This is a genomic window from Streptomyces sp. CRN 30 (assembly GCF_034105845.1).
Genome location: NZ_JAVRHI010000305.1, coordinates 27,847 through 53,122 on the forward strand (window position 1 = coordinate 27,847; position 25,276 = coordinate 53,122).

A 25,276-nucleotide genomic window follows, 5' to 3' on the forward strand; every position below is an offset into this window, starting at 1 on the left:
ACGGAACGGCTCCGTTTTTGTCACTTCCCGCCGACTGCTCGGACGTCCGAGCAGTGGGCAGCAGCCTAGCCGTCCGATTGGCATGTGTCCGGTGCCCCGGAGAACCTGGGAGGGCGAGGGGTGCTCTGTTAGATTGGTCTAAACCACCGGACCAGAAAACCACTCGACCAGGTCCTCTCCCCAGAACGGCAGGCCAGCGTGGAAGTTGTCATCGTTCCGGACGCCAGGGCGGGCGGCGAGCTGATCGCCGGAGCCCTGGCACAGCTCTTGGCGCGCAAGCCCGACGCCCTGCTCGGAGTGGCCACCGGCTCGACGCCGCTGCCCGTGTACGAGGCGCTGGCGGCCCGGGTGAGGTCCGGGACCGCGGACACCTCGCGGGCGCGGATAGCCCAGCTCGACGAGTACGTGGGACTGCCGGCCGAGCACCCGGAGTCCTACCGGTCGGTGCTGCGGCGCGAGGTGCTGGAGCCGCTCGGCATCCCGATGGACGCGTTCATGGGCCCCGACGGCACGGCGGCGGACGTGGCCGCGGCCTGTGCGGCGTACGACCGCGCGCTGGCCGGGGCCGGCGGCGTCGACCTCCAGTTGCTGGGCATCGGTACGGACGGGCACATCGGCTTCAACGAGCCGTGCTCCTCGCTGGCCTCGCGGACCCGGATCAAGACGCTGACCGAGCAGACCCGGGTGGACAACGCGCGCTTCTTCGACGGGGACATCGAGCAGGTGCCGCACCACGTGATCACGCAGGGCATCGGCACCATCCTGGAGGCGCGCCACCTGGTGCTGCTCGCCACCGGCGAGGGCAAGGCCGACGCGGTCGCGGCGACGGTGGAGGGGCCGGTCGCGGCGGTGTGCCCGGCCTCGGCGCTCCAGCTCCACCCGCACGCGACGGTCGTCGTCGACGAGCCGGCCGCGGCGAAGCTGAAGCTCGCCGACTACTTCCGGCACACCTACGCGAACAAGCCGGAGTGGCAGGGCATCTGAGGCCCCGCGGAACACAGGAGTCGCGTGCGTTTGAGCCGCGTACGACGGTAAAGGCGCCGGTCCCCACGGAGGGGGGCCGGCGCCTTCGCCGTGCGTACCCGCTACGCGCCCGCGACGACCTCCGCCGCCGCGCGGCCGCAGACCCGGGCCGCGCCGTAGGTGGCCACGTGCAGGGCGCCGCGGGGGGCGGCCCCGGGGAGGCCCATCTCGATCACGACCGTGTCGGGGCGGGCCGCGAGCAGGGTGTCGAGGGCCGCTCCCATCCACGGGTGGCGGTGCTCGTCGCGGACGACGGCCACCACCCGGCGCGGACCGGCCGCGCGCAGCACCTCCTCGCCCGCGTCCGGCCCGGTGAAGCTGCCGGTCTCGGTGCCGGGGAGCAGCCGGAACAGTTCGGGCGCGACTCCCCACGGCGTCTCGTCGCCGACGGCGATGTTCGGCGCGGGGCTGAGAGAGGCGACGTAGGGCGGCTCGCTGAGGGGAGTGAAGCCCTCGGCGCCGGTGACGCGCAGGGCGCGGCGGGCGGCGCGCAGGCCCACCTCCTCGTCGGGGGCGAGAGGCGTCCCGGCGCTCCGCGCGGCGGTCGTCCAGCGGGCGAGGGCGCGGACCCGCTCGGCCGCGTCGGCCAGGCGCTCCTCGGGCAGGTCGCCCGCGCGCACGGCCGCGACCAGGGCGTCGCGCAGCCGCCGTACGGTCTCCTCGTCGGAGAGGCCGCCGCCCACGCAGATGGCGTCGGCGCCGGCGGCGATCGCGAGGACGGTGCCGCGTTCGATGCCGTAGGTGCCGGAGATGGCCCGCATCTCGATGCCGTCGGTGACGATCAGGCCGTCGTAGCCGAGTTCGCCGCGCAGGAGGTCGGTGAGGATGCGGGGCGAGAGGGTGCCGGGGCGGTCCGGGTCCAGGGCCGGGGCGAGGATGTGGGCGCTCATCACCGCGCGCGTGCCGGCCGCGATGGCCGCGCGGAACGGCACGAGGTCGCGCTCGGCGAGGACGGTGGCGTCGGCGTCGATGCGGGGCACCGCGTGGTGGGAGTCGACGGCGGTGTCGCCGTGGCCGGGGAAGTGCTTGGTGCAGGCGGCGACGCCCGCCGACTGCAGGCCGGTGACGTAGGCGGCGGTGTGCCGGGCGACCAGGGCGGGGTCGGCGCCGAAGGACCGTACGCCGATCACCGGGTTGTCGGGGTTGGCGTTGACGTCGGCGGCGGGCGCCCAGTCGAAGTCGACGCCGCAGGCGGCCAGCCGGCGGCCCAGTTCGGCGGCGACGGCCCTGGTCAGGCCGGGGTCGTCGACGGCGCCGAGGGCGTGGTTGCCGGGGAAGGACGAGCCGGTGCGCACTTCCAGGCGGGTGACGTCGCCGCCCTCCTCGTCGATCGCGACGAGGACGTCGTCGCGCTCGGCGCGCAGCCGGGCGGTGAGGGCGGCCACCTGCTCGGCGGTGGCGATGTTGCGGCCGAAGAGGCCGACGGAGCCGAGGCCCTCGTCGAGGCGGCGCAGCAGCCAGTCGGGGGCGGTGGTGCCGGCGAAGCCGGGCTGGAGGACGGCGAGGGCGTCGCGGGTCAGGGTGTCGGTGGTGCCGGCGAGGGTGGTCATCGCGGGGTCATCCCTTCACGGCGCCGTCGGTCAGGCCGCTGACGGCCCGGCGCTGGAGAAAGACGAAGAGGATCAGGATCGGGACGGCGAACAGGGAGGAGGCGGCCATGGTGGCGCCCCAGTCGTTGCCGAAGACGCTCTGGAAGCTGGTCAGCCACAGCGGCAGCGTCTGGGCGTCGGCCTCCTTGTTCAGCACCAGGACCAGCGGCAGTTCGTTCCAGGCGGTGATGAAGCCGAACATCGAGGTGGACATCAGGCCCGGCGCGAGCAGCGGCAGGATGACCCGGCGGAAGGCCTGGGCGCGGGTGCAGCCGTCGACCATCGCGGACTCCTCCAGCTCCTTGGGCACGGCGGCGACGAAGCCGCGCAGCGTCAGGATGGTGAAGGGCAGGATCATCATCATGTAGAAGAGCGTCAGCGGCACGAGGCTGTTCAGCATCTTCGCGTCCCGGACGATCATGTACATCGCGATGATCATGACTTCCCACGGTGCCATCTGGGCCACCATGAAGCCGACGACGAAGCCGCGCCGTCCCTTGAACCGCATCCGTGCCAGGGCGAAGGACCCGGCCAGCGCGATGATCAGAGAGAAGACCACGGCGAGGACGGTGACGGTCAGGGAGTTGGTGACGAACGTCCAGAAGTTGTCGGCGGCGACCGCGTCCTGGAAGTGGTCGAGGGTGATGTCGGTCGGGAACCAGACCGGGGTGTCGGAGAGGATGTCGCCGGTCGGTTTGAAGGCCGTGGCGAACATCCAGTACACGGGGAAGACGAAGCCGATGAACAACACGACGGCCGTGACGTTGGGCCACAGGCGGCCGAAGAGCGAGCGCTTCACAGCTCGTCCTCCTCTTGCTTGAGCACGATCCGCAGGTAGTAGGCGGTGAGGCCGAGCAGGATCAGGATGGTCAGGACGGCGATCGCGGCGCCCATGCCGTAGTGCTGGTTGCCGACGCCCTCGACGTAGGCGTAGACGGGCAGGATCTCGGTGAGCCGGTCCGGGCCGCCGCCGTTGATGGTGAAGACCTGCACGAACGCCTTGAAGACCCAGATGATCTCCAGGAACGTCGTCGCGTAGAGGAAGGGGCGCAGGAACGGCATGGTGACCGTGGTGAAGCTCCGCCAGCCGCCGGCGCCGTCCAGGGAGGCCGCCTCGTACAGTTCCCTCGGGATGGTGGTCGTCGCGGCGTAGAGGTTGATCGCGACGAACGGGATGGACATCCAGACGATCAGCAGGGTGACGACGAAGAACGTCGACATCTGGCTGCTGGTCCAGGAGTAGTCGGCCATCGAGTGCCAGCCGAGCTTGTCCAGGACGTAGTTGACGACGCCGAAGCGCTGGGCGAACAGCCACTGGTAGACGGTGGTCGCGGCGACCACCGGCATGGCCCAGGCCAGTACCAGGCCGATCAGCAGGGTGATCCGCATCCGCTTGCCGAGCCGGGCCAGGAGCAGTCCGACCAGGGTGCCCGCGATCATGATCAGGACAACGTTGACGGCCGTGAACAGGATCGAGCGCAGGGTGACGCGCCAGAAGTCCTCGCCGGTGAGGACCTGCCGGTAGTTCTCGATGCCGTTCCACTCGGTGACGTGCTGGATCAGCTGCGCCATGTTGAGGTTCTGGAAGGACAGCAGCAGGTCCTTCAGCAGCGGCCAGCCGAGCAGCAGCACGGTGGCCGCCACGGCGGGCAGCAGCAACAGGTACGGGCCGAGCGCGGCGGTGCGCGACCCGCCTCGGGGGGTCGGCCCGCCGGATGCCCCGCCGTTCGTCTTGCTGACGTCCGCCGGACCGGAGGGCGGCCGTTCGGTCTGCACGGTCATGCTCGCGATCTCTCTTCCCGTCCTGTGACGCCGGGGGCGGGGGACGGCCGCCGTGGCCGTCCCCCGCATCCGCGGACGCGTCCTACTGCTGCTGCGCCAGGCGCTTGTTGAACTCGCCCTCGACCTGCTTGGCGGCCTCGGCCGGCGTCTTGCCGTTGAGCACGGCGGTCATGTAGGTCTTGATCGGGTTGGGCGCGTTCTCGACGGCCGCCCACTCCGCGATCAGCGGCGTGGTGCCACCGCCGGCGGCGGCGGGCGCGGCGGCCTCGGCGGCGGCGTTGCCCTTCAGGTTGGTCTGCAGCGACTCCTTGTTCGGGATGACGCCGTTGACCTTGGCGAGCTGGCCCTCGTACTTGTCGGAGAGGGCGAGCTTCAGGAACTCCTTGGCCAGGTCCTGCTTGGTGGAACCGGCCGCGACGGCGAGGTTGGAGCCGCCGAGGAAGACGCCCTCGGGCTTGTCGGCCGTGTCACCGGGGATGGTGAAGTAGCCGATCTCCTTCTCGATCTCGGGGTTGGCCTCGATCGCGATGCCGGCTTCCCAGCCCATGCCGACGAAGGCGCCGACCTTGCCCTTGCCGAAGACCTCGCCCTGCTGCGGGGTGGCCTCGTCCTTGTCCTTGGGGGCCTCGGAGAGCGCCTGGAACTTCTTGTAGGTCTCCATGGCGGCGGCGACCTTGGGGTCGTCGAGGTTGGAGACGTACTTGTCGCCGTCCTTCTTGACCAGTTCGCCGCCCTCGCCGACGACCAGGCCGACGAAGTGGTACCAGTTCTGGCCGGGCAGGTAGATCGGCTCGGCGTCGGTCTTCTCGCCGATGGTCTTCAGGTCGTCGTAGAACTCGTCGCGGGTCTTGGGGGTGTCCTTGATACCCGCCTCGGACCAGATCTTCTTGTTGTAGAGGACGACGCGGTTGGCGAAGTACCAGGGGGCCGCGTACTGCTTGCCCTCGAAGACGGAGGAGTTGTTGAGGGAGTCGGTCCAGTCGCCGCCGATCTCGGACTTGAGGTCGCCGAGGTCGGCGAGGCCGCCGGTCTTGGCGTAGGCGGGGGTCTGGGTGTTGCCGATCTCGAAGACGTCCGGGGGGTTCTCCTCGGAGAGGGCGGTGGTCAGCTTCTGCTGGATGCCGTTCCACTGCTGGACCTTGAACTCGACCTTCGAGCCGGTCTTCTTCTCGAAGGCGGTGCCCAGCTCCTTCTGCCACCCGTCGGGCGAGGAGCCGTCCATCACCCACACGGTGAGCGTCTGGCCCTCCGACCCGGCCTCGCTGTCGCCGCCGTCGCCACCGCACGCGGCGATGGAGACCATCATGCCCGCGACACCGATCGCGGATATCAGCTTGCGCTTCACGCCACCCTCCTCAGGGATGCCACAAACCCCCCTGCCTCCCCGCGGTAACTCGCCGACGCGTGACCGCCCTTGGGCCGGGACCTGGACCAATGGTGTAGACCAGTACGGGGAGCCTGGCCCAGACCATTAGGGCTGTCAAGGGTGTTCAACCCCCCTCCCCGCCTCCGTGATGCGACCGAGATATGCAGGGACCTTTCATTCCGCAAGCGGCCAAACCGGCGGCCGTCGGCGGCCGTACCAATCCGGTGCGCGCACCCCCGCGACCGGTCGCCACGCGCGCGTACCACTGCCCCCGCGCGGCGCGGTGGACTAGACCAACGGAGGCCCCAGAGGTATACAGAGGGGATCACGGAGCGTGCGGGACCCCCCGCGGCGAGCCGTGCCACGATTGAGCCGTGGCCGACCGGGGACGTCGGCCGTGGCGGCACCCGGAGCCGGGAAGGCAGAGATGAGCACCGACGTCAGCAGTGCGGAGAACGAGGGTGGGGCGACCGTCCGTACCGCGCGCGTGCCCAAGTACTACCGACTGAAGAAGCACCTCCTCGACATGGTGCGTACGCAGGCGCCGGGCACCCCCGTCCCGCCCGAGCGCACGCTGGCCGCCGAGTTCGACACCTCCCGCACGACCGTGCGCCAGGCGCTTCAGGAACTGGTCGTGGAGGGCCGCCTGGAGCGCATCCAGGGCAAGGGCACCTTCGTCGCCAAGCCGAAGGTCTCGCAGGCGCTGCAACTGACCTCCTACACCGAGGACATGCGCGCCCAGGGTCTGGAACCGACGTCCCAGTTGCTGGACATCGGCTACATCACCGCCGACGACCGGATCGCCGGGCTGCTGGACATCACCGCCGGCGGCCGGGTGCTGCGCATCGAGCGGCTGCGGATGGCCAACGGCGAGCCGATGGCGATCGAGACCACCCACCTGTCGGCCAAGCGCTTCCCCGCGCTGCGCCGCTCCCTGGTCAAGTACACGTCCCTCTACACGGCGCTCGCCGAGGTCTACGACGTCCACCTCGCCGAGGCCGAGGAGACCATCGAGACGTCGCTGGCCACGCCGCGCGAGGCCGGGCTCCTCGGCACCGACGTCGGCCTGCCGATGCTGATGCTCTCCCGGCACTCCCTGGACCGGAAGGGACAGCCGGTGGAGTGGGTGCGGTCGGTGTACCGGGGCGACCGGTACAAGTTCGTGGCCCGCCTGAAGCGCCCCGTCGACTGACGTACGGCGCCCCGTCGACTGACGCACGACGCCCCGTCGACCGGCGCGCGGGGTGTGGCGGAAGGCGCCGTCCTCCTCTACGTTCCCCACGTCGCCTGAATTGACGGCAGGGACGGGAGGACCGCCCGGTGCGTACCGCGAACGTCCGAACCATCGTCGTGTGGACCGTCGTCGCGCTGGTCGGCGCGGCGGGCTGGACCGTGCTCGCGCTCTCCCGGGACGAGGAGGTCTCGGCCGCCTGGATGGTGGCGGCGGCCCTCGGCTCGTACGCCATCGCCTACCGCTTCTACGCGAGGTTCATCGCGTACCGCGTCCTCAAGGTCGACGCGACCCGGGCCACCCCCGCGGAGCGGCTGGACAACGGCATCGACTTCCACCCCACCGACCGCCGGGTGCTGCTAGGCCACCACTTCGCGGCGATCGCGGGCGCCGGACCGCTGGTCGGTCCCGTGCTGGCCGCGCAGATGGGGTATCTGCCGGGCACGATCTGGATCATCGTCGGAGTCATCTTCGCGGGTGCCGTGCAGGACATGGTGGTGCTGTTCTTCTCCACCCGCCGCGACGGCCGCTCGCTGGGACAGATGGCGCGCGAGGAGATCGGCCCGTACGGCGGGGCGGCCGCCCTGGTGGCCGCCTTCGCGATCATGATCATCCTGCTCGGGGTGCTGGCGCTGGTCGTCGTCAACGCGCTGGCGCACTCCCCCTGGGGCACGTTCTCCATCGCGATGACCATCCCGATCGCCCTGCTGATGGGCTTCTACCTGCGGGTGCTGCGGCCCGGCCGGGTCATCGAGGTCTCCCTGATCGGAGTGGCGCTGCTGCTGCTCGCGCTGGTCTCGGGCCGCTGGGTCGCGGAGTCGTCGTGGGCGGACACCTTCACCCTCGCCCCGTCCACACTGGTGATCTGGCTGGTGGCGTACGGCTTCATCGCCTCGATCCTGCCGGTGTGGACGCTGCTCGCGCCGCGCGACTACCTCTCCACCTTCCTCAAGATCGGCACCATCGTGCTGCTGGCGCTCGGGGTCGTGGTCTCCGTGCCGACGCTGCGGATGGACGCCGTCACCGACTTCGCCTCGCGCGGGGACGGACCGGTCTTCGCGGGGTCGCTCTTCCCGTTCGTCTTCATCACCATCGCCTGCGGCGCGCTCTCCGGCTTCCACGCGCTGATCTCCTCCGGCACGACGCCGAAGATGATCCAGAAGGAGACGCAGGTCCGGATGATCGGCTACGGCTCCATGCTGATGGAGTCCTCCGTCGCGGTGATGGCGCTGGTCGCGGCGAGCGTCATCGACCCGGGCCTGTACTTCGCGATGAACGCGCCGGCGGGTGTCGTCGGCACCACCGTGGAGAACGCCTCGCAGGTGGTGACGGGGTGGGGCTACTCCATCTCCCCCGGTGACCTGGCCCAGGCCGCGAAGGACGTCGAGGAGGCGAGCCTGCTCTCCCGTACCGGCGGCGCCCCCACCCTCGCGATCGGCATCTCGCAGATCTTCTCCGACGTGACCGGCGGGAGTCTGCGCGCCTTCTGGTATCACTTCGCCATCATGTTCGAGGCGCTGTTCATCCTGACCGCGGTGGACGCCGGCACCCGGGTCGGCCGGTTCATGCTCCAGGACATGCTGGGCAACGTCCACCGGTCCTTCCGGAACGTCAGCTGGAAGCCGGGCCTGGTGATCACCAGCGCGATCGTCTGCGGCGCGTGGGGGTACTTCCTCTGGGTGGGCGTCCACGAACCCCTCGGCGGCATCAACCAGCTCTTCCCGATCTTCGGTATCGCCAACCAGCTGCTCGCGGCGGTCGCGCTGGCCGTCTGCACCACGCTGCTGGTGAAGTCCGGGCGCCTGAAGTGGGCCTGGATCACCGGCATCCCCCTCGCCTGGGACGCGACGGTCACCCTGACCGCGAGCTGGCAGAAGGTCTTCTCCAGCGATCCCAAGGTCGGCTTCTTCAAGCAGCGCGAGGTGTTCCAGGACGCCGTCGACCGGGGCGAGGTCCTCGCGCCGGCCAAGTCCATGGACGACATGCGCACCGTGGTCACCAACTCCACGGTGGACGGGGTCCTCACGGCGGTGCTGGCCCTGCTGATCGTGGTCGTCATCGCGGACGCCCTGCGCGTCTGCGTCCGGCACGTGCGCCGCCCCGCGCTCTCCACCCTCAGCGAGGCGCCGTACGTCGAGTCGAGGATCGTCGCTCCCGCCGGGCTCGTCCCGACCCGCGAGGAGAAGGAGGAGGCCCGCGATGCGGTGGACCCCGCGGCGCGTGTTTAGGGGCGTGCGCTGGTACCTCAGGGAGCTGACCGACGAGTCGGCCTACGACCGCTATGTCGCCCATCTGCGCGCGCACCGCCCGGCGGAACGGGTGCCCTCCCGGCGCGCGTTCGAGCGGATGCGCACGGAGGAGCGGGAGGCGGACCCGCGTACGGGCTTCCGCTGCTGCTAGAGACGAGTCCCGGACCGGAGAGCCCGATATGCGGACGGGGTCTTCCGCTGTCGTGTCACCGTCACCTAGATTGCCTGCGCATTGCAGGGGTGATCAACGAGGGGACGGAGCCGCCGTATGTCGCAAGCCCCAGGAACAGGCAGAGAACCGGTGGTGACGCCGGTGCGCGTCGTCATCGGCGTCTGCCTCGTCGCACCGTTCGTGGCCATGCTGTGGGTCGGTTCGTACGCCAAGACGGACCCGGCTTTCATCGGCATCCCGTTCTTCTACTGGTACCAGATGGCGTGGGTGCTGATCTCGACCGCGCTGACGATGACCGCGTACAAGCTGTGGCAGCGTGACCAGCGCGCCCGGCGTCCCCGGAGCGGGGGTGCGGGACGGTGAACGACGGCGTGAACGGCGTCGCGCTCGCCGTCTTCATCTTCTTCTTCGTGCTCGTCACCGCGATGGGGTTCCTGGCCGCGCGCTGGCGCAAGGCCGAGAACGAGCACAGCCTCGACGAATGGGGCCTGGGCGGCCGCTCGTTCGGCACCTGGGTGACCTGGTTCCTGCTGGGCGGCGACCTCTACACGGCGTACACCTTCGTGGCCGTGCCCGCGGCGATCTACGCGGCCGGCGCGTCCGGCTTCTTCGCGGTGCCGTACACGATCCTGGTCTACCCGCTGATCTTCACCTTCCTGCCGCGGCTGTGGTCGGTCTCCCACAAGCACGGCTACGTGACGACCTCGGACTTCGTGCGCGGCCGCTTCGGCTCCAAGGGTCTCTCCCTCGCCGTGGCCGTCACCGGCATCCTGGCGACCATGCCGTACATCGCGCTCCAGCTCGTCGGCATCCAGGCGGTCCTGGACGTGATGGGCGTCGGCGGCGGCGAGGACACCAACTGGTTCGTCAAGGACCTGCCGCTGCTGATCGCCTTCGGCGTGCTCGCCGCGTACACGTACTCCTCGGGGCTGCGGGCGCCGGCGCTGATCGCGTTCGTGAAGGACACGCTGATCTACATCGTCATCGCGGTGGCGATCATCTACATCCCGATCAAACTGGGCGGCTTCGACGACATCTTCGCCGCGGCGGACGACAAGTTCACCTCGGCGGGCAGCGGCGGGATCGTACCGGCCGCGGAGAACCAGTGGACGTACGCCACCCTGGCCCTCGGCTCGGCGCTCGCGCTCTTCATGTACCCGCACTCGATCACCGCGACGCTCTCCTCGCGCAGCCGCGACGTGATCCGCCGCAACACCACGATCCTGCCGCTGTACTCGCTGATGCTGGGCCTGCTCGGGCTGCTGGGCTTCATGGCGATCGCCGCCGGGATCAAGGTCGAGAACGGCCAGCTCGCGATCCCGCAGCTGTTCGAGACGATGTTCCCGGACTGGTTCGCGGGCGTGGCCTTCGCCGCCATCGGCATCGGCGCGCTGGTCCCGGCGGCGATCATGTCCATCGCCGCCGCGAACCTTTTCACCCGCAACATCTACAAGGACTTCATCAGGCCCGACGCCACGCCGGCCCAGGAGACGAAGGTCTCCAAGCTGGTCTCCCTCCTGGTGAAGGTCGGCGCCCTGGTCTTCGTCCTCGGCATGGACAAGACGGTCGCGATCAACTTCCAGCTGCTCGGCGGCATCTGGATCCTCCAGACCTTCCCGGCCCTGGTCGGCGGCCTGTTCACCAACTGGTTCCACCGCTGGGCGCTGCTCGGCGGCTGGGCGGTCGGCATGGTCTACGGCACCCTCGCGGCGTACGGCGTCGCTTCTCCGACGCAGGCCCACTTCGGCGGCTCCAACAAGGAGATCCCCGGCATCGGGGAGATCGGCTACATCGGCTTGACGGCGTTCGTCCTCAACGTCCTGGTGACGGTCGTCCTGACCTTCGTCCTGCGCGCCCTGAAGGCCCCCGACGGCATCGACGAGACGACCCGCGCCGACTACACCGCGGACGCGGGCGACCCGGGAGTGGAGGTGGAGCTTCCCCCGGCGACGGCGGGCTCCGCCCACTGAGACACCCTCGCGAGGGGCGCGAGGAACCGCGCGCCCAGCCGCACACGACCCGCGACGGGCCGCCGACATGGAGCACATCGGCGGCCCGTCGCGGTGCACACTCCCCCCATGGACTTCGTCATCCGCCCCGCCGTCCCCACCGACCACACCCCCCTCGGTGACCTGACCGCCACCGCCTACCTCCACGACCGTCTCCTCGACTTCGGCGCGTCCGACGCCTACCTGGACGAACTGCGCGACGTCGGGAAACGCGCCGCGGCCGCGGAGATCCTCGTCGCCGCCGACAGGAACACCCTCCTCGGAGGGGTGACCTTCGTCCCCGCCGGCGGCCCGATGGCCGACATCGCCCGCCCCGGCGAGGCCGAGATACGCATGCTGGCGGTGGCCGTCCCGCACCGCGGCCGCGGCGCGGGCGAGGCACTAGGGCGCTTCTGATGGATCTCCGCGGGAGAAGGAGCGGCGTTCGGTGCGTGCCCTCGGCGTGCGGTGTGAAGGGTCATGTGGCGGAGCCACCTGTCCCTTCGCGCCGTGCGGCGAGGGTGCGTGCTGGGCGTCGCGACGCCGCGGAGGTCCATCAGAAGCGCCCTAGTCCGCGCCTGTGTCGACCGCGCCCGTGCGACGCCCGGCTGTGAGCGCGTCGTGCTGTCGACCCAGCGCACCATGCGCACGGCCCACCGCATCTACGGGCGTCTCGGCTTCACCCGCACCCCCGAGCGCGACTGGAACCCGCTGCCGGAACTCACGGACATCACGCTGCTCGCCTACGAGCTGACCCTCTGACGCACCGGCGCGACACAACATCTGGGGGTGTCACCCGCACCCGGCACAAGATGTATGCTCATGCTCGCTGTCGCCGCAGGGGAATCCGGTGCGAATCCGGAACTGTCCCGCAACGGTGTACTCGCGTGTTTTCGCACGCCTGTCCAGTCCGAGTACCTGCCGACGGCGCGCCCGGCCGTCCGGCTCGGGCGCTTGACGTCCGGGCCTCGTGGAATGGGCCGGTGGACGCGACGCCGCGCGCGCTCGTGAGCTGCCCCCGCCCCGCCAGGCCCCGTGCCGAGCGAGGGAGAGCACCACGTGACCATCGCGCCAGCCGATCCGGCTTCAGCGACCACGGTGACCGGAGATTCCGACGGGCCCGGAACCGCGCTGCTGCGGACCCTGACCGAGCTGACCGCCGACCTCCCGGACACCGACCCGGGCCGGGTGGCCGCCGCCGCGCTGCGCGGCCGGTCCGCCCGCGCCGACGAGGCGGAGTTGCGGGAGCTGGCGACGGAGGCCGCGGCCGGACTCATCTCCGAGGACCCGGCGTACTCCCGGCTCGCCGCCCGGCTGCTGACCCTCTCGCTGCGCGCGGAGGCCGCCTCCCAGGGCGTGACCCGCTTCACCGGGTCCGTCGCCACCGGCCACCGCGAGGGCCTGATCGCCGACCGCACGGCGGAGTTCGTACGGCTGCACGCGGACCGGCTGGACGCGCTGGTCGACACGGCCGCCGACGACCGGTTCGGCTACTTCGGACTGCGCACCCTGCACAGCCGCTACCTGCTGCGCCACCCGATCACCCGCAAGGTGATCGAGACGCCCCAGCACTTCATGCTGCGGGTGGCGTCCGGGCTCGCCGCCGACGACAGCGAGCGCTCGGTGGACGAGGTCGCCGCGCTCTACGGGCTGATGAGCCGCCTGGACTACCTCCCCTCCTCCCCCACCCTCTTCAACTCCGGCACCCGGCACGCCCAGATGTCGTCCTGCTACCTCCTGGACTCCCCCAAGGACGAGCTGGACTCCATCTACGAGCGCTACCTCCAGGTCGCCCGGCTCTCCAAGCACGCCGGCGGCATCGGCCTCGCCTACTCCCGCATCCGCGCCCGGGGTTCGCTGATCCGCGGCACCAACGGCCACTCCAACGGCATCGTGCCGTTCCTGAAGACGCTCGACGCGTCCGTCGCCGCCGTCAACCAGGGCGGCCGGCGCAAGGGTGCCGCCGCGATCTACCTGGAGACCTGGCACGCGGACATCGAGGAGTTCCTGGAGCTGCGGGACAACACCGGTGAGGACGCCCGCCGCACCCACAACCTGAACCTCGCGCACTGGATCCCGGACGAGTTCATGCGCCGGGTCGACGCCGACGGCCCCTGGTCGCTGTTCTCCCCCTCCGACGTGCCGGAGCTGACCGACCTGTGGGGCGAGGAGTTCGACGCCGCCTACCGCAAGGCCGAGCGCGCCGGGCTCGCGCGCCGGACGCTGCCCGCGCGGGAGCTGTACGGCCGCATGATGCGTACCCTCGCGCAGACCGGCAACGGCTGGATGACCTTCAAGGACACCGCCAACCGCACCGCCAACCAGACCGCCGAGCCCGGCAACGTCGTCCACTCCTCCAACCTGTGCACGGAGATCCTGGAGGTCACCGACGACGGCGAGACGGCCGTCTGCAACCTGGGCTCGGTCAACCTCGGCGCCTTCGTCGACCCGGCCGCCGGCGACCTGGACTGGGAGCGGCTCGACGCCACCGTCCGCACCGCCGTGACCTTCCTGGACCGGGTCGTCGACATCAACTTCTACCCGACCGGGCAGGCGGGCCGCTCCAACGCCCGCTGGCGCCCCGTCGGCCTCGGCGCGATGGGCCTCCAGGACGTCTTCTTCAAGCTCCGGCTGCCCTTCGACTCGCCCGGCGCGAAGGCCCTCTCCACGCGCATCGCCGAGCGGATCATGCTCACCGCCTACGAGACCTCCGCGGAGCTCGCCGAACGGCACGGCCCGCTCCCCGCCTGGGAGAAGACCCGTACCGCCCGGGGCGTCCTCCACCCCGACCACTACGGCGTGACGCACGAGTGGCCCGAGCGCTGGGCCGCCCTGCGGGACCGCGTCGCCCGCACCGGCCTGCGCAACTCCCTGCTCCTGGCCATCGCGCCGACCGCGACCATCGCCTCCATCGCGGGCGTCTACGAGTGCATCGAGCCGCAGGTGTCCAACCTGTTCAAGCGCGAGACGCTCTCCGGTGAGTTCCTCCAGGTCAACGGTTATCTGGTGGAGGACCTCAAGCGGCTCGGCGTCTGGGACGCCCGGACCCGCGAGGCGCTGCGCGAGGCCAACGGCTCGGTGCGGGACTTCGCCTGGATCCCCGAGGACGTCCGCACGCTGTACCGCACCGCGTGGGAGATCCCGCAGCGCGGCCTGATCGACATGGCCGCCGCCCGCACCCCGTACCTCGACCAGGCGCAGTCCCTGAACCTGTTCCTGGAGACGCCGACCATCGGCAAGCTCTCCTCGATGTACGTCTACGCCTGGAAGCAGGGGCTGAAGACCACGTACTACCTGCGCTCGCGCCCGGCGACCCGGATCGCCCGCGCCGCGCGCGCCACCACCGCCGTCCCCGTCCCCGTCCCCGCCCAGCAGCCGGCGGCCGAAGAGGCCGTCGCCTGCTCCCTGGAAAACCCCGAGTCCTGCGAGGCCTGCCAGTAATGAGTGACACGAAGACGAAGAACCTGCTCGACCCGGGTTTCGAACTCACCCTGCGCCCCATGCGCTACCCGGACTTCTACGAGCGCTACCGGGACGCCATCAAGAACACCTGGACCGTGGAGGAGGTCGACCTCCACTCCGACGTCGCCGACCTCGCCAAGCTCTCCCCCGAGGAGCAGCACCTCATCGGCCGGCTGGTCGCGTTCTTCGCCACCGGCGACTCGATCGTGGCCAACAACCTGGTGCTGACCCTGTACAAGCACATCAACTCACCGGAGGCGCGGCTCTACCTCTCCCGCCAGCTCTTCGAGGAGGCCGTGCACGTCCAGTTCTATCTGACGCTGCTCGACACCTACCTGCCCGATCCGGACGACCGCGCCGCGGCCTTCGCGGCCGTCGAGAACATCCCCTCGATCCGCGAGAAGGCCGAGTTCTGCTTCAAGTGGATCGACTCGGTGGACAGCATCGACCGTCTTGAGTCGAGGGCCGACCGCCGCCGCTTCCTGCTCAACCTGATCTGCTTCGCGGCGTGCATCGAGGGACTGTTCTTCTACGGTGCCTTCGCCTACGTCTACTGGTTCCGCGGCCGGGGCCTGCTGCACGGCCTGGCCACCGGCACCAACTGGGTCTTCCGCGACGAGACGATGCACATGTCCTTCGCGTTCGACGTGGTCGACACCGTCCGCAAGGAGGAGCCCGACCTCTTCGACGACGCCCTCCGCGAGGAGGTCACCGACATGCTGCGGGAGGCCGTCGAGGCCGAGCTGCAGTTCGCGCGCGACCTGTGCGGTGACGGCCTCCCCGGGATGAACACCGAGTCGATGCGGCAGTACCTGGAGTGCGTCGCCGACCAGCGCCTCACCCGCCTCGGCTTCGCCCCGGTGTACGGCTCCGAGAACCCCTTCTCCTTCATGGAGCTCCAGGGGGTTCAGGAGCTGACCAACTTCTTCGAGCGGCGCCCCTCGGCGTACCAGGTGGCGGTGGAGGGCACCGTCGACCTGGACGAGGAGTTCTGAGCCCGAGCGATCTGACGGTCGGCACGCCGGTCCCGCACGATGCCGAACAGGGAGGGGAGGACCAGCAGGACGAGGAGTCCGAAGGTCACGAGCATTCCGATCAGTGCTTCTGCCTGGTTTCCGGTCATGTCACTACTGTCGCGCCGGAGACTGCTGACCGGGAGTGGCAGGACTGCCGTAGGACCTCGAATTCCTGCCATCGACCGCTCCCGAGGGGGCACACTGTCGGCATGCTGAAGAACGTGGCGGCCGTCCTGCTCGACGGCGCTCATCCCTTCGAACTCGGCGTCGTGTGCGAGGTGTTCGGCATCGACCGCAGCGACGACGGCCTGCCGGGCTACGACTTCGCGGTGGTCTCCGCGGAGGGCCCGGCGCTCTCCACCCACGTCGGCGGGCTGACCCTCGCCACGCCGTACGGCCTCGACCGGCTCGACGAGGCCGACCTGATCGCCGTACCGGCGGGCAGCGACTACGCCCGCCGGGAGTATCCGCCGGAGCTGCTCGACGCCCTGCGCCGGGCGGTGGAGCGGGGCGCGCGGGTGCTCAGCGTGTGCTCCGGGGTCTTCGTGCTGGGCGCCGCCGGTCTGCTGGACGGGCGGCGCTGCGCGGTGCACTGGCACCACGCGGCGGAGCTGGCCCGGCAGTACCCGCGGGCCACGGTCGAGGCGGACATGCTCTACGTCGACGAGAACCCGGTGTTCACCAGCGCCGGCACGGCCTCCGGCATCGACGCCTGTCTGCACATCGTCCGCCGGGAGCAGGGCGTCGAAGTCGCCAACAGGATCGCCCGGCGCATGGTCGTGCCGCCGCACCGGGACGGCGGGCAGGCGCAGTACATCGAGCGCCCGCTGCCGCGCTCCTCCTGCGACACCGTCGGCGAGGTGCTGGTCTGGATGGAGGCGCACCTCGACCAGGAGGTGACGGTGGAGCAGCTGGCCGCCCGCGCGCACATGTCGCCGCGTACCTTCGCCCGCCGCTTCCAGCAGGAGACGGGCACCACGCCCTACCGCTGGCTGCTGCGCCAGCGGGTCCTGCTGGCGCAGCGGCTGCTGGAGGAGACGGACGAGACGATGGACACGATCGCCTGGCGCACCGGGTTCGGCACCCCGGCGGCGCTGCGCCACCAGTTCGGCCGGGTACTGGGGGTCACGCCGGCGGCCTACCGGCGCGCGTTCAAGGACCCGCGGGCCGCCTGACGCACGCCGGTGGGACAGCCGCCCAGCGGGACAGCCGCTCAGCGGGGCAGCGCGCGCAGTTTCAGCCCGCGTGGCCGGAGCGTGATCCCGATCCGCGGCCGGACGTCCGAGCCGGGCGCGTGCTCGAAGCGGTACGCGCCCGCGATCGCGGCGGTCAGCAGCGTCAGCTCGGCCATCGAGAAGTGGTCGCTGGGACACTTGCGGTTTCCCACGCTGAACGGGCTCATCGCGTACTTCGCCGCCTCCTTGGCCCGCTCGGGACGCCACCGGTCCGGGTCGAACTCGGCCTCGCGCGGGAACGACCGGTGGTCGCGCTGGATGGCGTACGGACTGTAGATGACGTCCGCACCGGCCGGAATGCGGTACCCGCCGAGTTCGGTCTCGGCCACCGTCCGGCGGGTCAGAATCCATACGGCGGGATGCAGCCGCATTGTCTCGACGACCACATTCGCGGTGTACGTCAGCTTCCGTACGTCCTCGAATGCGACCGGGCGGTCACCGACGACGCTATTCACTTCGTCGCGGATCTTGTCACCCAGCTGTGGATGCTCGGTGAGCACCAGGAGCAGCGACATGAGAACGGAGCCGACCGTTTCACTGCCGGGGGTCAGGATGGCGATGACCTGGTCGTGGATCTCCTGTTCCCCGATGGGCTCGCCATTCTCGTCCTTCGCCTCCAGCAAAGCCGTCAGCAAATCGTCCGGTTTTTGACCGCTCGCCCGCCGGTCGGCGACGATCTCGTCCACCAGGAGATGCAAATCGGCCAGCGCCCGGTTGAATTCGCGGTTGCTCGGCACGGGTATGCGGTAAAGCGGTCCGAGGGGCACGACCATGCGCCGGTACATGCCGCTGAACAGTGTGGCGAGGTCGGCGCAGATCCGCTCGGCCCGGTCGTCCATGTAGCTGCCCCGCATCAGACAGCGGGCGGAGATCCGGACGGCCACCCGGAAGGACTCCGCGGTGACGTCGAGGACCCGGCCGGCCCGCCAGCGCTCCACCAGCGCGGCCGCCTCCTCCACCATGACGGGCCCGTAGGCGGGGATCGCGTCGAGCCGGAACGCGGGCTGGATGGTGCGCCGCTGCCGCCGGTGCAGCGGGCCGTTCGCCGTGGCCACGCCCTCCTTGCCGAGCAGACTCTCCAGGGACTCCCAGAGCGGCCCGGCGATGACGTAGTCGGGGCTGAGCGCGAGCGCCCCGGTGAGGTGCGGGGCGGTGACGGCGTACACCGTCTTGGGGCCGAGCCGCAGGCGGACCACGTCGCCGTGGTCGCGCAGCTGGGCCATGAAGGCCAGCGGGTCGCGCGCCAGCTTCCAGCCGTGGCCGAGCAGCGGGACGCCGCCGCCCGCGACGGGCGGTTGTCCGGCCTGCGCCACGGTCTCCGCCGCCGCTCCTGGCTTGACGGACTCGACGGTCATTTCTCACCTGCCGCTTCATTGTCGACGTACGGGGGCGTGGACCGGTCGTCCCAGCTGTCGACCGCGTAGCGGCCGGACTCGTGGTGGAACCAGTAGACGGAACTGAACCAGTTCCGCATATTTCCCACGCAGGTGTGCACGGCTATGCCGAGTTCCTTTCCGCGTACGGTTCCGTCGGCGAGTCCGTCGGCGAACTCCAGGGCCTCCCGCTCGGCCACCACGAATTCCGTCACGCAATCTTCTACGCGTCGCCGCAGTTCCGTTATCGCTTCTTCGAGGGTCAGCCCCTCGTGCACGATCAGACTGATTCCGAGATTGTGCACCTCGGCCCCCGCCAATTCCTTCGGCAGCGAGCAGAGGTCGTTGTACCAGGCGGCGAATTCCTGGCTCAGCAGCGCCGCCCGGCGGAATGCCGGGTGTTTTCGCACAGGGTCCGGGAGTTCGCAGCCCGCGGCGGGCTCCAGCAGGTCCGTCCATATCCAGTGCGCGAAGGTGAGCCGGCGCAGCGCGAGGTACTCCTCGACGCCCGGCACGATGCCGTGCGCCCGGTTGTGGAACTCCCGGTCGTAGGCGTCGATCACCGCGTGGAAGTGCCGGGCGAACCGCGCGTTCCACGTCCCGGGCAGGAACGTGTACAGCCGCGCCACGCTGTCCGCGAACCCGGCCACCAGCGCGTCCTCGTGGTGCAGGTGGTCCAGGGGTGAGTCGAGCGCCGTGTGCAGCCGCTCCCGCAGCAGCCGCCAGGCGCCGGGCCGCCCGTGCACGATGTCGCGGTCGTGCCGGTCGTCCCAGACGAAGAACCAGGCGCTGTAGTCCGCTATCGCCTGGAGCACCTCGTCGGAGGCGCCCAGGTAGTACCCGGCCATGAGGTCCGTGTAGCACAGACCATCGGCATATTCCTCCACCTTGTCCGCGGGCATCAGCCGCTTTTCCAGGAGCCACGCCCGGGTCTTCTCCTGAAGCTTGGGCCAATACTCGTGCAGACGCCGGGGAAAGGCCGCTTCGATCAGGGGAAGGGAGAGTGACGGTGGGACCGCCACCGCGATCGGTGTCGATGTGGTGCCGGGTGGGAAAGCAAGCACGAACTAGCCCCTCTCAGCCGACGGTGGCGCACGCCTCCCGCATGCCGAGCGTGCGCCCTTGCCTATCCCCGCACTCCCCATTCAGCACCACAACTGACCGTTCTGGGAACGGATTTGCTCCATTCACTACCCGTGGGTGCCGGGAATCTCCTGTTGTGTGGCGGCTTTTGGGGAACACGCGAACGAACGGCGCCTGTTCCGGGAGTTGTTCCCGGTCAGACGCCGTTCGAAGGGGGGTGGTGAGACGGGTGGTACGTCTCAGTCGTTGGCGACCACGGGGTAGCGCGGCTCGTTCTCGGCCATCTGCCGCAGCGCGTCCTTGCGCTCGCGCTTCGAGAGCCGGTCGATGTACAGGTACCCGTACAGGTGGTCGGTCTCGTGCTGCAAACACCGAGCGAAGTAGCCGGTGCCGCGCACCTTGATGGGGTTGCCCTTCTCGTCCTGCCCGGTGACCTCGGCGTAGTCGGGGCGGGCCAGCGGCGCGTAGGCGGTCGGCACCGACAGGCAGCCCTCGTTGCTGTCGTCGAGGCGGCGCAGCTCGGCCGGCAGCTCGACCAGCCGGGGGTTGACGACGACGCCGACGTGCCGGACGCCCTCGTCGTCGGGGCAGTCGTACACGAAGACCTTCAGGTCGACGCCGATCTGGTTGGCGGCGAGGCCCACGCCCTCGGCGGTGCGCTGGCTGGCGAACATGTCCGCGACCAGCTGCTGGAACTCCTCGCCGAAGTCGGTGACGTCCTTGCACTCCTTGTGCAGCACCGGGTTCCCGACCACCGTGATCGGCCGCGAGGTCCCGCGCTCCCGCCAGGCGGTCTCCCGCTCCTCGCAGTCCTCCGTGTCGACGACGTACCCCTCGTCGTCCACGGGGAGCACGCCCACGTGCTGCTGATCGGTGTCCTGCTGCGCCATGACGGACGTACGCCTTTCTGGAAGAACGGGGAGATGCTGCCGTTACAGGGTACGGGGAGGGTTCAGCAGACCTCTTCCAGATCCCGCCAGTCCCGGGAGTCGGGACTGTCCGCGACCCACCCGTCCAGCAGCCCCCGGACGAGAGACGCGGGGGCGGCGACGCCGCACTCCCGCTCGGGAACCCACAGCTGCCCGTCGGTGCGGTGCCCGAGCGGCCCCGGATGCCCCGGCTCGCTGTGGTCGTGGGGGTCGAGGTGCTCCCCGTCCCCCTCGTCGGACGGCATCCGCGACTCGGAGCACATCCGGCACAGCAGCCGCACGGAGGACGACCAGTCCTCGGCGGCGAACCCCGCGTCGGCCGCGAGCTGCTCCAGCGCGTCCCGGTCGGCCTCGGTGGCGGCCTCCAGGAGGACCACCCAGGTCGGCACGGGCGACGGCGCCCACAGCTCGATCTCGTCGAAGACGGGATACGCGTGCCCGGCGGTGGTGGTCCGCTCCCCGTGCGGAACGCCGTCGTGCAGCACGACCTCGCCCCAGCGGCGCCCGGAGGACGGCAGCGGGATCGACAGCACCTCGATGCGGGCGGGGTCGAGCCGCCGCCCCCACACCACCTCGGCCTCTCCCTCGGGAGAGAGCCGCACGGCGGCACTGCCCAGCTCCATGCCGAGCGGCTCGCCGGAGTCGGTCGCGTCACCCGGTGGGCGCAGCCCGTACGCCTGCCAGGCCCGGCGGGCCAGCGGCCAGTCCTGCAGCGCGGTCGCGGCGATGCCGACGTTCCACCAGTCGGGGGCCCCGGCGTCCCGGTCGAGGAGGGCGACGGCCCGCAGGCCGGTGGTGCGGGCCTGCTCCCAGTCGTGCCGGAACTTGTGCAGCAGGGCGAGGTTGAACCACGACTCCGACAGCCAGGGCTCCAGATCGGCGGCCCGCGTCAGCAGGGCCCCCGCGTCCTCGTACCTGCCGTCACCGATCAGGGTGAACGCACGGTCGGTGGCCTGCCGCCAGGAGGCGGAGGGCCGGTGCCGTCCCTTGCCGAAGATCCTCACGATTCCCGCCTGCCAGTTCCGTTCTGTGGGCTGGCTGTGCCTTTCCGCCCCCCGGACACCCTCTCCTGCGCATCAAACCACGTACGGCTGGAGAGGCGCTCATTACCCATGGGTTACCCAGTCGCACGGGAGGTAAGACAGCGGCGGGACACGGCGAACCACCTCGCCATGTCCCGCCGGCCGGCACGATCGAGTGACGCGTACGCCGCTCAGGTCTCCTGCGGCGTCGTGGGGGCGGCCGCGATGTCGTGATCGGGGACGGTCTCCCCGGAGCGGATCAGCTCCAGTCGGCCCATCACCTTGGAGCGCAGGTCACCCGGTACGTCGTCCTGTCCGCAGCACCGCTTGACCAGCTTCTTCACGGCCTGCTCCAGGCCGTACTTCTCCAGGCAGGGCGAGCATTCCTCGAAGTGCGTCTCGAACTTCGTGCACTCCGTGTCCGGCATCTCTTTGTCGAGGAACTCGTAGAGATGATCGAGGATTTCGCTGCAATCCGTCTCGTGCGGCTCTCCGCAGCTCATGACCCCGAGCCTTTCGCTTCGTTCGACTCTCCGGCGCCGGCCGGGACCAGGCCGCGGTCGCGGGCGTAGTCCTCCAGCATGCCGCGCAACTGGCGGCGCCCCCGGTGCAGCCGCGACATCACGGTCCCGATGGGTGTCCCCATGATGTCCGCGATCTCCTTGTAGGCAAAGCCCTCTACGTCCGCCAGATAGACGGCGATGCGGAACTCCTCGGGAATCGCCTGGAGCGCCGACTTCACGTCCGAGTCGGGCAGGTGGTCGAGCGCCTGCGACTCCGCGGAGCGCAGACCCGTCGACATGTGCGACTCGGCGCGGGCGAGCTGCCAGTCCTCGATCTCCTCGGCCGCGCTGCGCTGCGGTTCACGCTGCTTCTTGCGGTACGAGTTGATGAAGGTGTTGGTGAGGATCCGGTAGAGCCATGCCTTGAGGTTGGTGCCCTCGCGGAACTGGTGGAAGGACGCGTACGCCTTCGCGTACGTCTCCTGCACCAGGTCCTCGGCGTCGGCGGGGTTGCGCGTCATGCGCAGCGCCGCCGAGTACATCTGGTCGAGGAACTCGAGCGCGTCCCGCTCGAAGCGCGCGCTGCGCTCCGCGGTCGTCTCCGCACTCCTGTCGCCCCGGCCGTCGGGCTGCTCCGCCTGGCCGTTGTCGGTCCCTGCGTCGGTACCGGTGACCGGACCCACCTCCTCCAATGCCGTCACGGAACCGAGTTCGGTCCCGCTCGAATCGGAGGATAGACGACTTCCCGGTCCGCCCGCCGCCCGGACAGGGGCGGTCTTCGCGGCGTGCAGCACGGACCACTCCAGGTCCGGGCGGCTGCCACGGGTCGGGCAGAAGGTGGAACCCATGCGGTGGTCTTCCTTCCCTGCGGCTTCTGTGCTGGGGCGCCAGCACGTACACCCCGCACAACAGCCGTCGGCCGCCGCTCATTCCCTGGAGTTCACTCCAGTGACCCGGTCCACTCCGCGACGGCGTCGGTGATCACCGTGAGCGTCTCGTCCTGGCCGACGGGGGCCCGTTTCGGCACCGCGAAGCCGTGATCGCCGTACGGGACCTCCACCAGCTCGTGGGGGCCGTCCGGGAACTCGGCGGGCCTGCCGAAGGGGTCGTTGCCGCCCTGTACGACCAGGGTGGGCACCCCGGCGCCGAGCAGTTCCTCGGCGCGGGACTTCTCCGGCTTGCCCGGCGGGTGCAGCGGGAAGCCGAGCGCGAGGACCGCCCGCGCGCCCAGTTCCGTCGCCGTACGGCAGGCCACGCGCGCGCCGGCGCTGCGTCCGCCGGCGATCACCGGCAGGCCGGGGCGGGCCAGTGCGGGCCACAGGCCCCGCCAGCCGGTGTCCAGGGTCTTCGGCGCGGGCGCCAGCTTCTTGCCCGCCACCCGCCAGGGCTGCTCGACGAGGGCGACGGTCACTCCGTGCGCGGGGAGGGCGGCGGCGAGCGCCATCAGGTCGCGGGCGTCGATGCCGCCGCCGGCGCCGTGGCTCACGGCCAGCACCAGCCGGGGGTCCGGTGCGGGGTGCCAGGTGATGCGGGCGGTCCCCGCTTCCGTCTCGGTGGTCTCTTCCGTAACCGTCACATCAGAAGTCGCTTCGGGCGTCACATCAGGCGTCACATCAGAAGAGTGTGCCCTCCTCGGGGCCCTCCAGCTCCTTCAGCAGCTCCGGCCCGTTGTTGCGGACGTTGCTGACCGCGGTGGGCACCGGATAGGCGCGCATCAGTCCCCCGGGCGGGGGCGCGAGCAGGGCGCGCAGCGAGTCGGGGTCGGTGCGGGCCGGGTCGAGCCAGGCGTCCCAGCGGTCCGGGGTCAGCATCAGCGGCATCCGGGGGTGGATCTCGGCGAGGGAGCGGGGGCCCTCGGCGGGCGCGACGGCCAGCGGCGCGGTCTCGGCCTCGGTGGTGATCACGGAGCAGGTCACCCACCAGGCGAGGGGGTGGTCGTCGGGGAGGGTGCGGTCGCGCCAGAACTCGTACAGTCCGGCCATCGCGAAGACCGACCCGTCGGCCGGTGTGACGAAGTAGGGCTGCTTGCGCGGCCGCTTCTTCCTGCCCTCGACCTCCAGGTCGCGCTCCTGGCTGCCGGTGACCCACTCGTAGTAGCCGTCGGCGGGCAGGACGCAGCGGCGGGTGGCGAAGGCACGGCGGTAGGACGGCTTCTCGTGGACCGTCTCGGCCCGCGCGTTGATCATCCGGGCGGCGCCCTCGGGCGTCTTGGACCAGGAGGGGACCAGTCCCCACTTCAGCTTCCGCAGCTGGCGAACCGGCTTCGGCTCGGCCGCGTCTTTCAGAGGGCGGTCCAGGACGGCGTAGACCTCTTTGGTCGGCGCCACGTTGTAGTCGGGGACCGGCCCCCCACCGGTCTCCTCGGAGTCCCCGGGCTCGTACTTCTCGATCTCAAAGATTTCCGCGAGATCCTCGGGTCCCCGGCTCGCCGCATACCGTCCGCACATACGTGCCACACTGCCAGACTCCGCGCCGCAACGAGGAGCCCCTCCCGAACATGACCCCTCTCGCAACGCCCTCGCTCACCTCGCTCTGGGACGAGGTCTCCGGCACCCAGCCCGATCCCGACCTGTGGGTGGTGATCGCGACGCTGGTTGCCGCGCTCGCCGTCGTGGTGCCGCACGTCCCGTGGCGGATAGCGCGCAACGCCGTCACCATCGCCCACGAGGGCGGCCACGGTCTGGTGGCCCTGTGCACCGGGCGGCAGCTCACCGGCATCCGGCTGCACTCCGACACCAGCGGTCTGACCGTCAGCCGCGGCAAGCCCACCGGCCTGGGCATGATCCTGACGGCGGCGGCCGGCTACACCGCTCCCCCGCTGCTGGGCCTCGGCGGCGCCGCACTGCTCGGCGCGGGCCGCATCACACTGCTGCTGTGGCTGGCCACGGCGCTGCTGCTCGCCCTGCTGGTCATGGTCCGCAACGCCTACGGGGTGCTGACCGTGGTGCTCGCCGGCTCCACGTTCGTGGCGGTGTCGTGGCTGGCGGGCCCGCAGGTGCAGGCGGCTTTCGCCTACGCGGTGGTGTGGTTCCTGCTGCTCGGCGGGGTCCGCCCGGCCTTCGAACTCCAGGCGAAGCGGTCCCGGGGAGGCGCCGGTGACTCGGACGCGGATCAGCTCGCGCGGCTCACGCACGCCCCGGCGGGGGTCTGGTTCTTCCTGTTCCACATGGTGTCGCTGTGCTCGCTGCTCGGCGGGGGACGCTGGCTGCTCCAGCTGTGAACGGCGCCGCGCGGGGTGCCGGGACCGCCGAGT

The 25,276-nt window shown here is 70.5% G+C and carries 22 protein-coding genes, 2 pseudogenes and 1 riboswitch; of the genes and pseudogenes, 12 read left to right on the top strand and 12 right to left on the bottom strand.

What is annotated here, in order from left to right:
• Positions 1-198 precede the first annotated feature (198 nt).
• The gene (gene nagB / locus UW392_RS33250) at positions 199-984 is read left to right on the top strand and encodes a glucosamine-6-phosphate deaminase (RefSeq protein ID WP_320778909.1); all 786 of its coding nucleotides are present in this window, start codon (positions 199-201) and stop codon (positions 982-984) included.
• Between the two features lie 101 nt (positions 985-1,085).
• Here the strand turns inward: nagB and UW392_RS33255 are convergent, their stop codons facing one another.
• The 4 genes from UW392_RS33255 to UW392_RS33270 form a co-directional block, all read right to left on the bottom strand.
• A complete protein-coding gene (locus tag UW392_RS33255; protein ID WP_320778910.1) occupies positions 1,086-2,573 on the bottom strand; it encodes a glycoside hydrolase family 3 protein in 1,488 nt (495 codons plus the stop codon).
• Between the two features lie 7 nt (positions 2,574-2,580).
• On the bottom strand, positions 2,581-3,411 hold the full coding sequence (locus UW392_RS33260) for a carbohydrate ABC transporter permease (protein WP_320778911.1): 831 nt from the start codon (positions 3,409-3,411) through the stop codon (positions 2,581-2,583).
• Positions 3,408-4,394, bottom strand: coding sequence for a sugar ABC transporter permease (locus UW392_RS33265; protein ID WP_320778912.1), 987 nt, complete (start codon positions 4,392-4,394; stop codon positions 3,408-3,410). Before UW392_RS33265 ends, UW392_RS33260 begins: the two co-directional genes overlap by 4 nt.
• Positions 4,395-4,476: 82 nt before the next feature.
• Complete coding sequence (locus UW392_RS33270) at positions 4,477-5,739, bottom strand: extracellular solute-binding protein (protein WP_320778913.1); 1,263 nt, start codon at positions 5,737-5,739, stop codon at positions 4,477-4,479.
• A gap of 448 nt (positions 5,740-6,187) precedes the next feature.
• Here UW392_RS33270 and UW392_RS33275 point away from each other — a divergent pair, with 448 nt between their 5' ends.
• The 10 genes and pseudogenes from UW392_RS33275 to UW392_RS33320 all read left to right on the top strand — a co-directional run bounded on the left by UW392_RS33275 (position 6,188) and on the right by UW392_RS33320 (position 17,053).
• On the top strand, positions 6,188-6,952 hold the full coding sequence (locus tag UW392_RS33275; protein WP_320778914.1) for a GntR family transcriptional regulator: 765 nt from the start codon (positions 6,188-6,190) through the stop codon (positions 6,950-6,952).
• A gap of 128 nt (positions 6,953-7,080) precedes the next feature.
• Complete coding sequence (locus UW392_RS33280; RefSeq protein WP_320778915.1) at positions 7,081-9,219, top strand: carbon starvation CstA family protein; 2,139 nt, start codon at positions 7,081-7,083, stop codon at positions 9,217-9,219.
• On the top strand, positions 9,191-9,391 hold the full coding sequence (locus UW392_RS33285; RefSeq protein ID WP_320778916.1) for a YbdD/YjiX family protein: 201 nt from the start codon (positions 9,191-9,193) through the stop codon (positions 9,389-9,391). The genes UW392_RS33280 and UW392_RS33285 overlap by 29 nt, the downstream gene beginning before the upstream one ends.
• Positions 9,392-9,508: 117 nt before the next feature.
• Positions 9,509-9,775, top strand: a complete 267-nt coding sequence (locus tag UW392_RS33290; protein ID WP_320778917.1) for a DUF3311 domain-containing protein — start codon at positions 9,509-9,511, stop codon at positions 9,773-9,775.
• Entirely contained in the window at positions 9,772-11,382 is a 1,611-nt protein-coding gene (mctP, locus tag UW392_RS33295) for a monocarboxylate uptake permease MctP (protein ID WP_320778918.1), read from the top strand. Before UW392_RS33290 ends, mctP begins: the two co-directional genes overlap by 4 nt.
• A gap of 108 nt (positions 11,383-11,490) precedes the next feature.
• A pseudogene (locus tag UW392_RS33300) lies at positions 11,491-11,811 on the top strand (GNAT family N-acetyltransferase); the annotation flags it as partial.
• A 153-nt stretch (positions 11,812-11,964) separates the two neighbouring features.
• Positions 11,965-12,162, top strand: a pseudogene (locus UW392_RS33305) (GNAT family N-acetyltransferase); the annotation flags it as partial.
• Positions 12,163-12,241: 79 nt separating this feature from the next.
• A riboswitch (cobalamin riboswitch) is annotated at positions 12,242-12,319 on the top strand.
• Between the two features lie 140 nt (positions 12,320-12,459).
• A complete protein-coding gene (locus tag UW392_RS33310; protein WP_320778919.1) occupies positions 12,460-14,841 on the top strand; it encodes a ribonucleoside-diphosphate reductase subunit alpha in 2,382 nt (793 codons plus the stop codon).
• Entirely contained in the window at positions 14,841-15,857 is a 1,017-nt protein-coding gene (locus UW392_RS33315; RefSeq protein ID WP_320778920.1) for a ribonucleotide-diphosphate reductase subunit beta, read from the top strand. Before UW392_RS33310 ends, UW392_RS33315 begins: the two co-directional genes overlap by 1 nt.
• A gap of 230 nt (positions 15,858-16,087) precedes the next feature.
• Positions 16,088-17,053 carry a GlxA family transcriptional regulator gene (locus UW392_RS33320; protein WP_320778921.1) on the top strand — a complete coding sequence of 322 codons (966 nt, stop codon included), beginning with the start codon at positions 16,088-16,090 and terminating at the stop codon, positions 17,051-17,053.
• Between the two features lie 38 nt (positions 17,054-17,091).
• Here UW392_RS33320 and UW392_RS33325 read toward each other — a convergent pair whose 3' ends face one another.
• The 8 genes from UW392_RS33325 to UW392_RS33360 all read right to left on the bottom strand — a co-directional run bounded on the left by UW392_RS33325 (position 17,092) and on the right by UW392_RS33360 (position 24,470).
• Positions 17,092-18,468 carry a cytochrome P450 gene (locus UW392_RS33325; RefSeq protein WP_320778922.1) on the bottom strand — a complete coding sequence of 459 codons (1,377 nt, stop codon included), beginning with the start codon at positions 18,466-18,468 and terminating at the stop codon, positions 17,092-17,094.
• Positions 18,465-19,550: an epi-isozizaene synthase gene (gene cyc1, locus UW392_RS33330; RefSeq protein WP_320778923.1), complete on the bottom strand. Its 1,086-nt coding sequence runs from the start codon at positions 19,548-19,550 to the stop codon at positions 18,465-18,467. Before cyc1 ends, UW392_RS33325 begins: the two co-directional genes overlap by 4 nt.
• A 258-nt stretch (positions 19,551-19,808) precedes the next feature.
• Positions 19,809-20,459, bottom strand: coding sequence for a peptide deformylase (gene def / locus UW392_RS33335; RefSeq protein ID WP_320778924.1), 651 nt, complete (start codon positions 20,457-20,459; stop codon positions 19,809-19,811).
• A gap of 62 nt (positions 20,460-20,521) precedes the next feature.
• Positions 20,522-21,502: a hypothetical protein gene (locus tag UW392_RS33340; RefSeq protein WP_320778925.1), complete on the bottom strand. Its 981-nt coding sequence runs from the start codon at positions 21,500-21,502 to the stop codon at positions 20,522-20,524.
• 209 nt (positions 21,503-21,711) lie between these two features.
• Complete coding sequence (gene rsrA, locus UW392_RS33345) at positions 21,712-22,023, bottom strand: mycothiol system anti-sigma-R factor (protein ID WP_320778926.1); 312 nt, start codon at positions 22,021-22,023, stop codon at positions 21,712-21,714.
• Entirely contained in the window at positions 22,020-22,706 is a 687-nt protein-coding gene (gene sigR / locus UW392_RS33350; protein WP_320778949.1) for an RNA polymerase sigma factor SigR, read from the bottom strand. The genes rsrA and sigR overlap by 4 nt, the downstream gene beginning before the upstream one ends.
• 257 nt (positions 22,707-22,963) lie before the next feature.
• Positions 22,964-23,599 carry an alpha/beta family hydrolase gene (locus UW392_RS33355; RefSeq protein ID WP_320778927.1) on the bottom strand — a complete coding sequence of 212 codons (636 nt, stop codon included), beginning with the start codon at positions 23,597-23,599 and terminating at the stop codon, positions 22,964-22,966.
• A gap of 37 nt (positions 23,600-23,636) precedes the next feature.
• The gene (locus UW392_RS33360; RefSeq protein WP_320778928.1) at positions 23,637-24,470 is read right to left on the bottom strand and encodes an SOS response-associated peptidase; all 834 of its coding nucleotides are present in this window, start codon (positions 24,468-24,470) and stop codon (positions 23,637-23,639) included.
• Between the two features lie 50 nt (positions 24,471-24,520).
• Here UW392_RS33360 and UW392_RS33365 point away from each other — a divergent pair, with 50 nt between their 5' ends.
• The gene (locus tag UW392_RS33365; RefSeq protein WP_320778929.1) at positions 24,521-25,243 is read left to right on the top strand and encodes a M50 family metallopeptidase; all 723 of its coding nucleotides are present in this window, start codon (positions 24,521-24,523) and stop codon (positions 25,241-25,243) included.
• Positions 25,244-25,276: the final 33 nt, after the last annotated feature.

Coding starts and splice junctions, on each gene's coding strand:
- UW392_RS33360 (WP_320778928.1), bottom strand. CDS start 24,470: ATGTGCGGACGGTATGCGGCGAGCCGGGGACCCGAGGATCTCGCGGAA.
- UW392_RS33325 (WP_320778922.1), bottom strand. CDS start 18,468: ATGACCGTCGAGTCCGTCAAGCCAGGAGCGGCGGCGGAGACCGTGGCG.
- UW392_RS33365 (WP_320778929.1), top strand. CDS start 24,521: ATGACCCCTCTCGCAACGCCCTCGCTCACCTCGCTCTGGGACGAGGTC.
- UW392_RS33290 (WP_320778917.1), top strand. CDS start 9,509: ATGTCGCAAGCCCCAGGAACAGGCAGAGAACCGGTGGTGACGCCGGTG.
- def (WP_320778924.1), bottom strand. CDS start 20,459: ATGGCGCAGCAGGACACCGATCAGCAGCACGTGGGCGTGCTCCCCGTG.
- UW392_RS33275 (WP_320778914.1), top strand. CDS start 6,188: ATGAGCACCGACGTCAGCAGTGCGGAGAACGAGGGTGGGGCGACCGTC.
- UW392_RS33315 (WP_320778920.1), top strand. CDS start 14,841: ATGAGTGACACGAAGACGAAGAACCTGCTCGACCCGGGTTTCGAACTC.
- UW392_RS33320 (WP_320778921.1), top strand. CDS start 16,088: ATGCTGAAGAACGTGGCGGCCGTCCTGCTCGACGGCGCTCATCCCTTC.
- UW392_RS33255 (WP_320778910.1), bottom strand. CDS start 2,573: ATGACCACCCTCGCCGGCACCACCGACACCCTGACCCGCGACGCCCTC.
- UW392_RS33285 (WP_320778916.1), top strand. CDS start 9,191: ATGCGGTGGACCCCGCGGCGCGTGTTTAGGGGCGTGCGCTGGTACCTC.
- rsrA (WP_320778926.1), bottom strand. CDS start 22,023: ATGAGCTGCGGAGAGCCGCACGAGACGGATTGCAGCGAAATCCTCGAT.
- UW392_RS33265 (WP_320778912.1), bottom strand. CDS start 4,394: ATGACCGTGCAGACCGAACGGCCGCCCTCCGGTCCGGCGGACGTCAGC.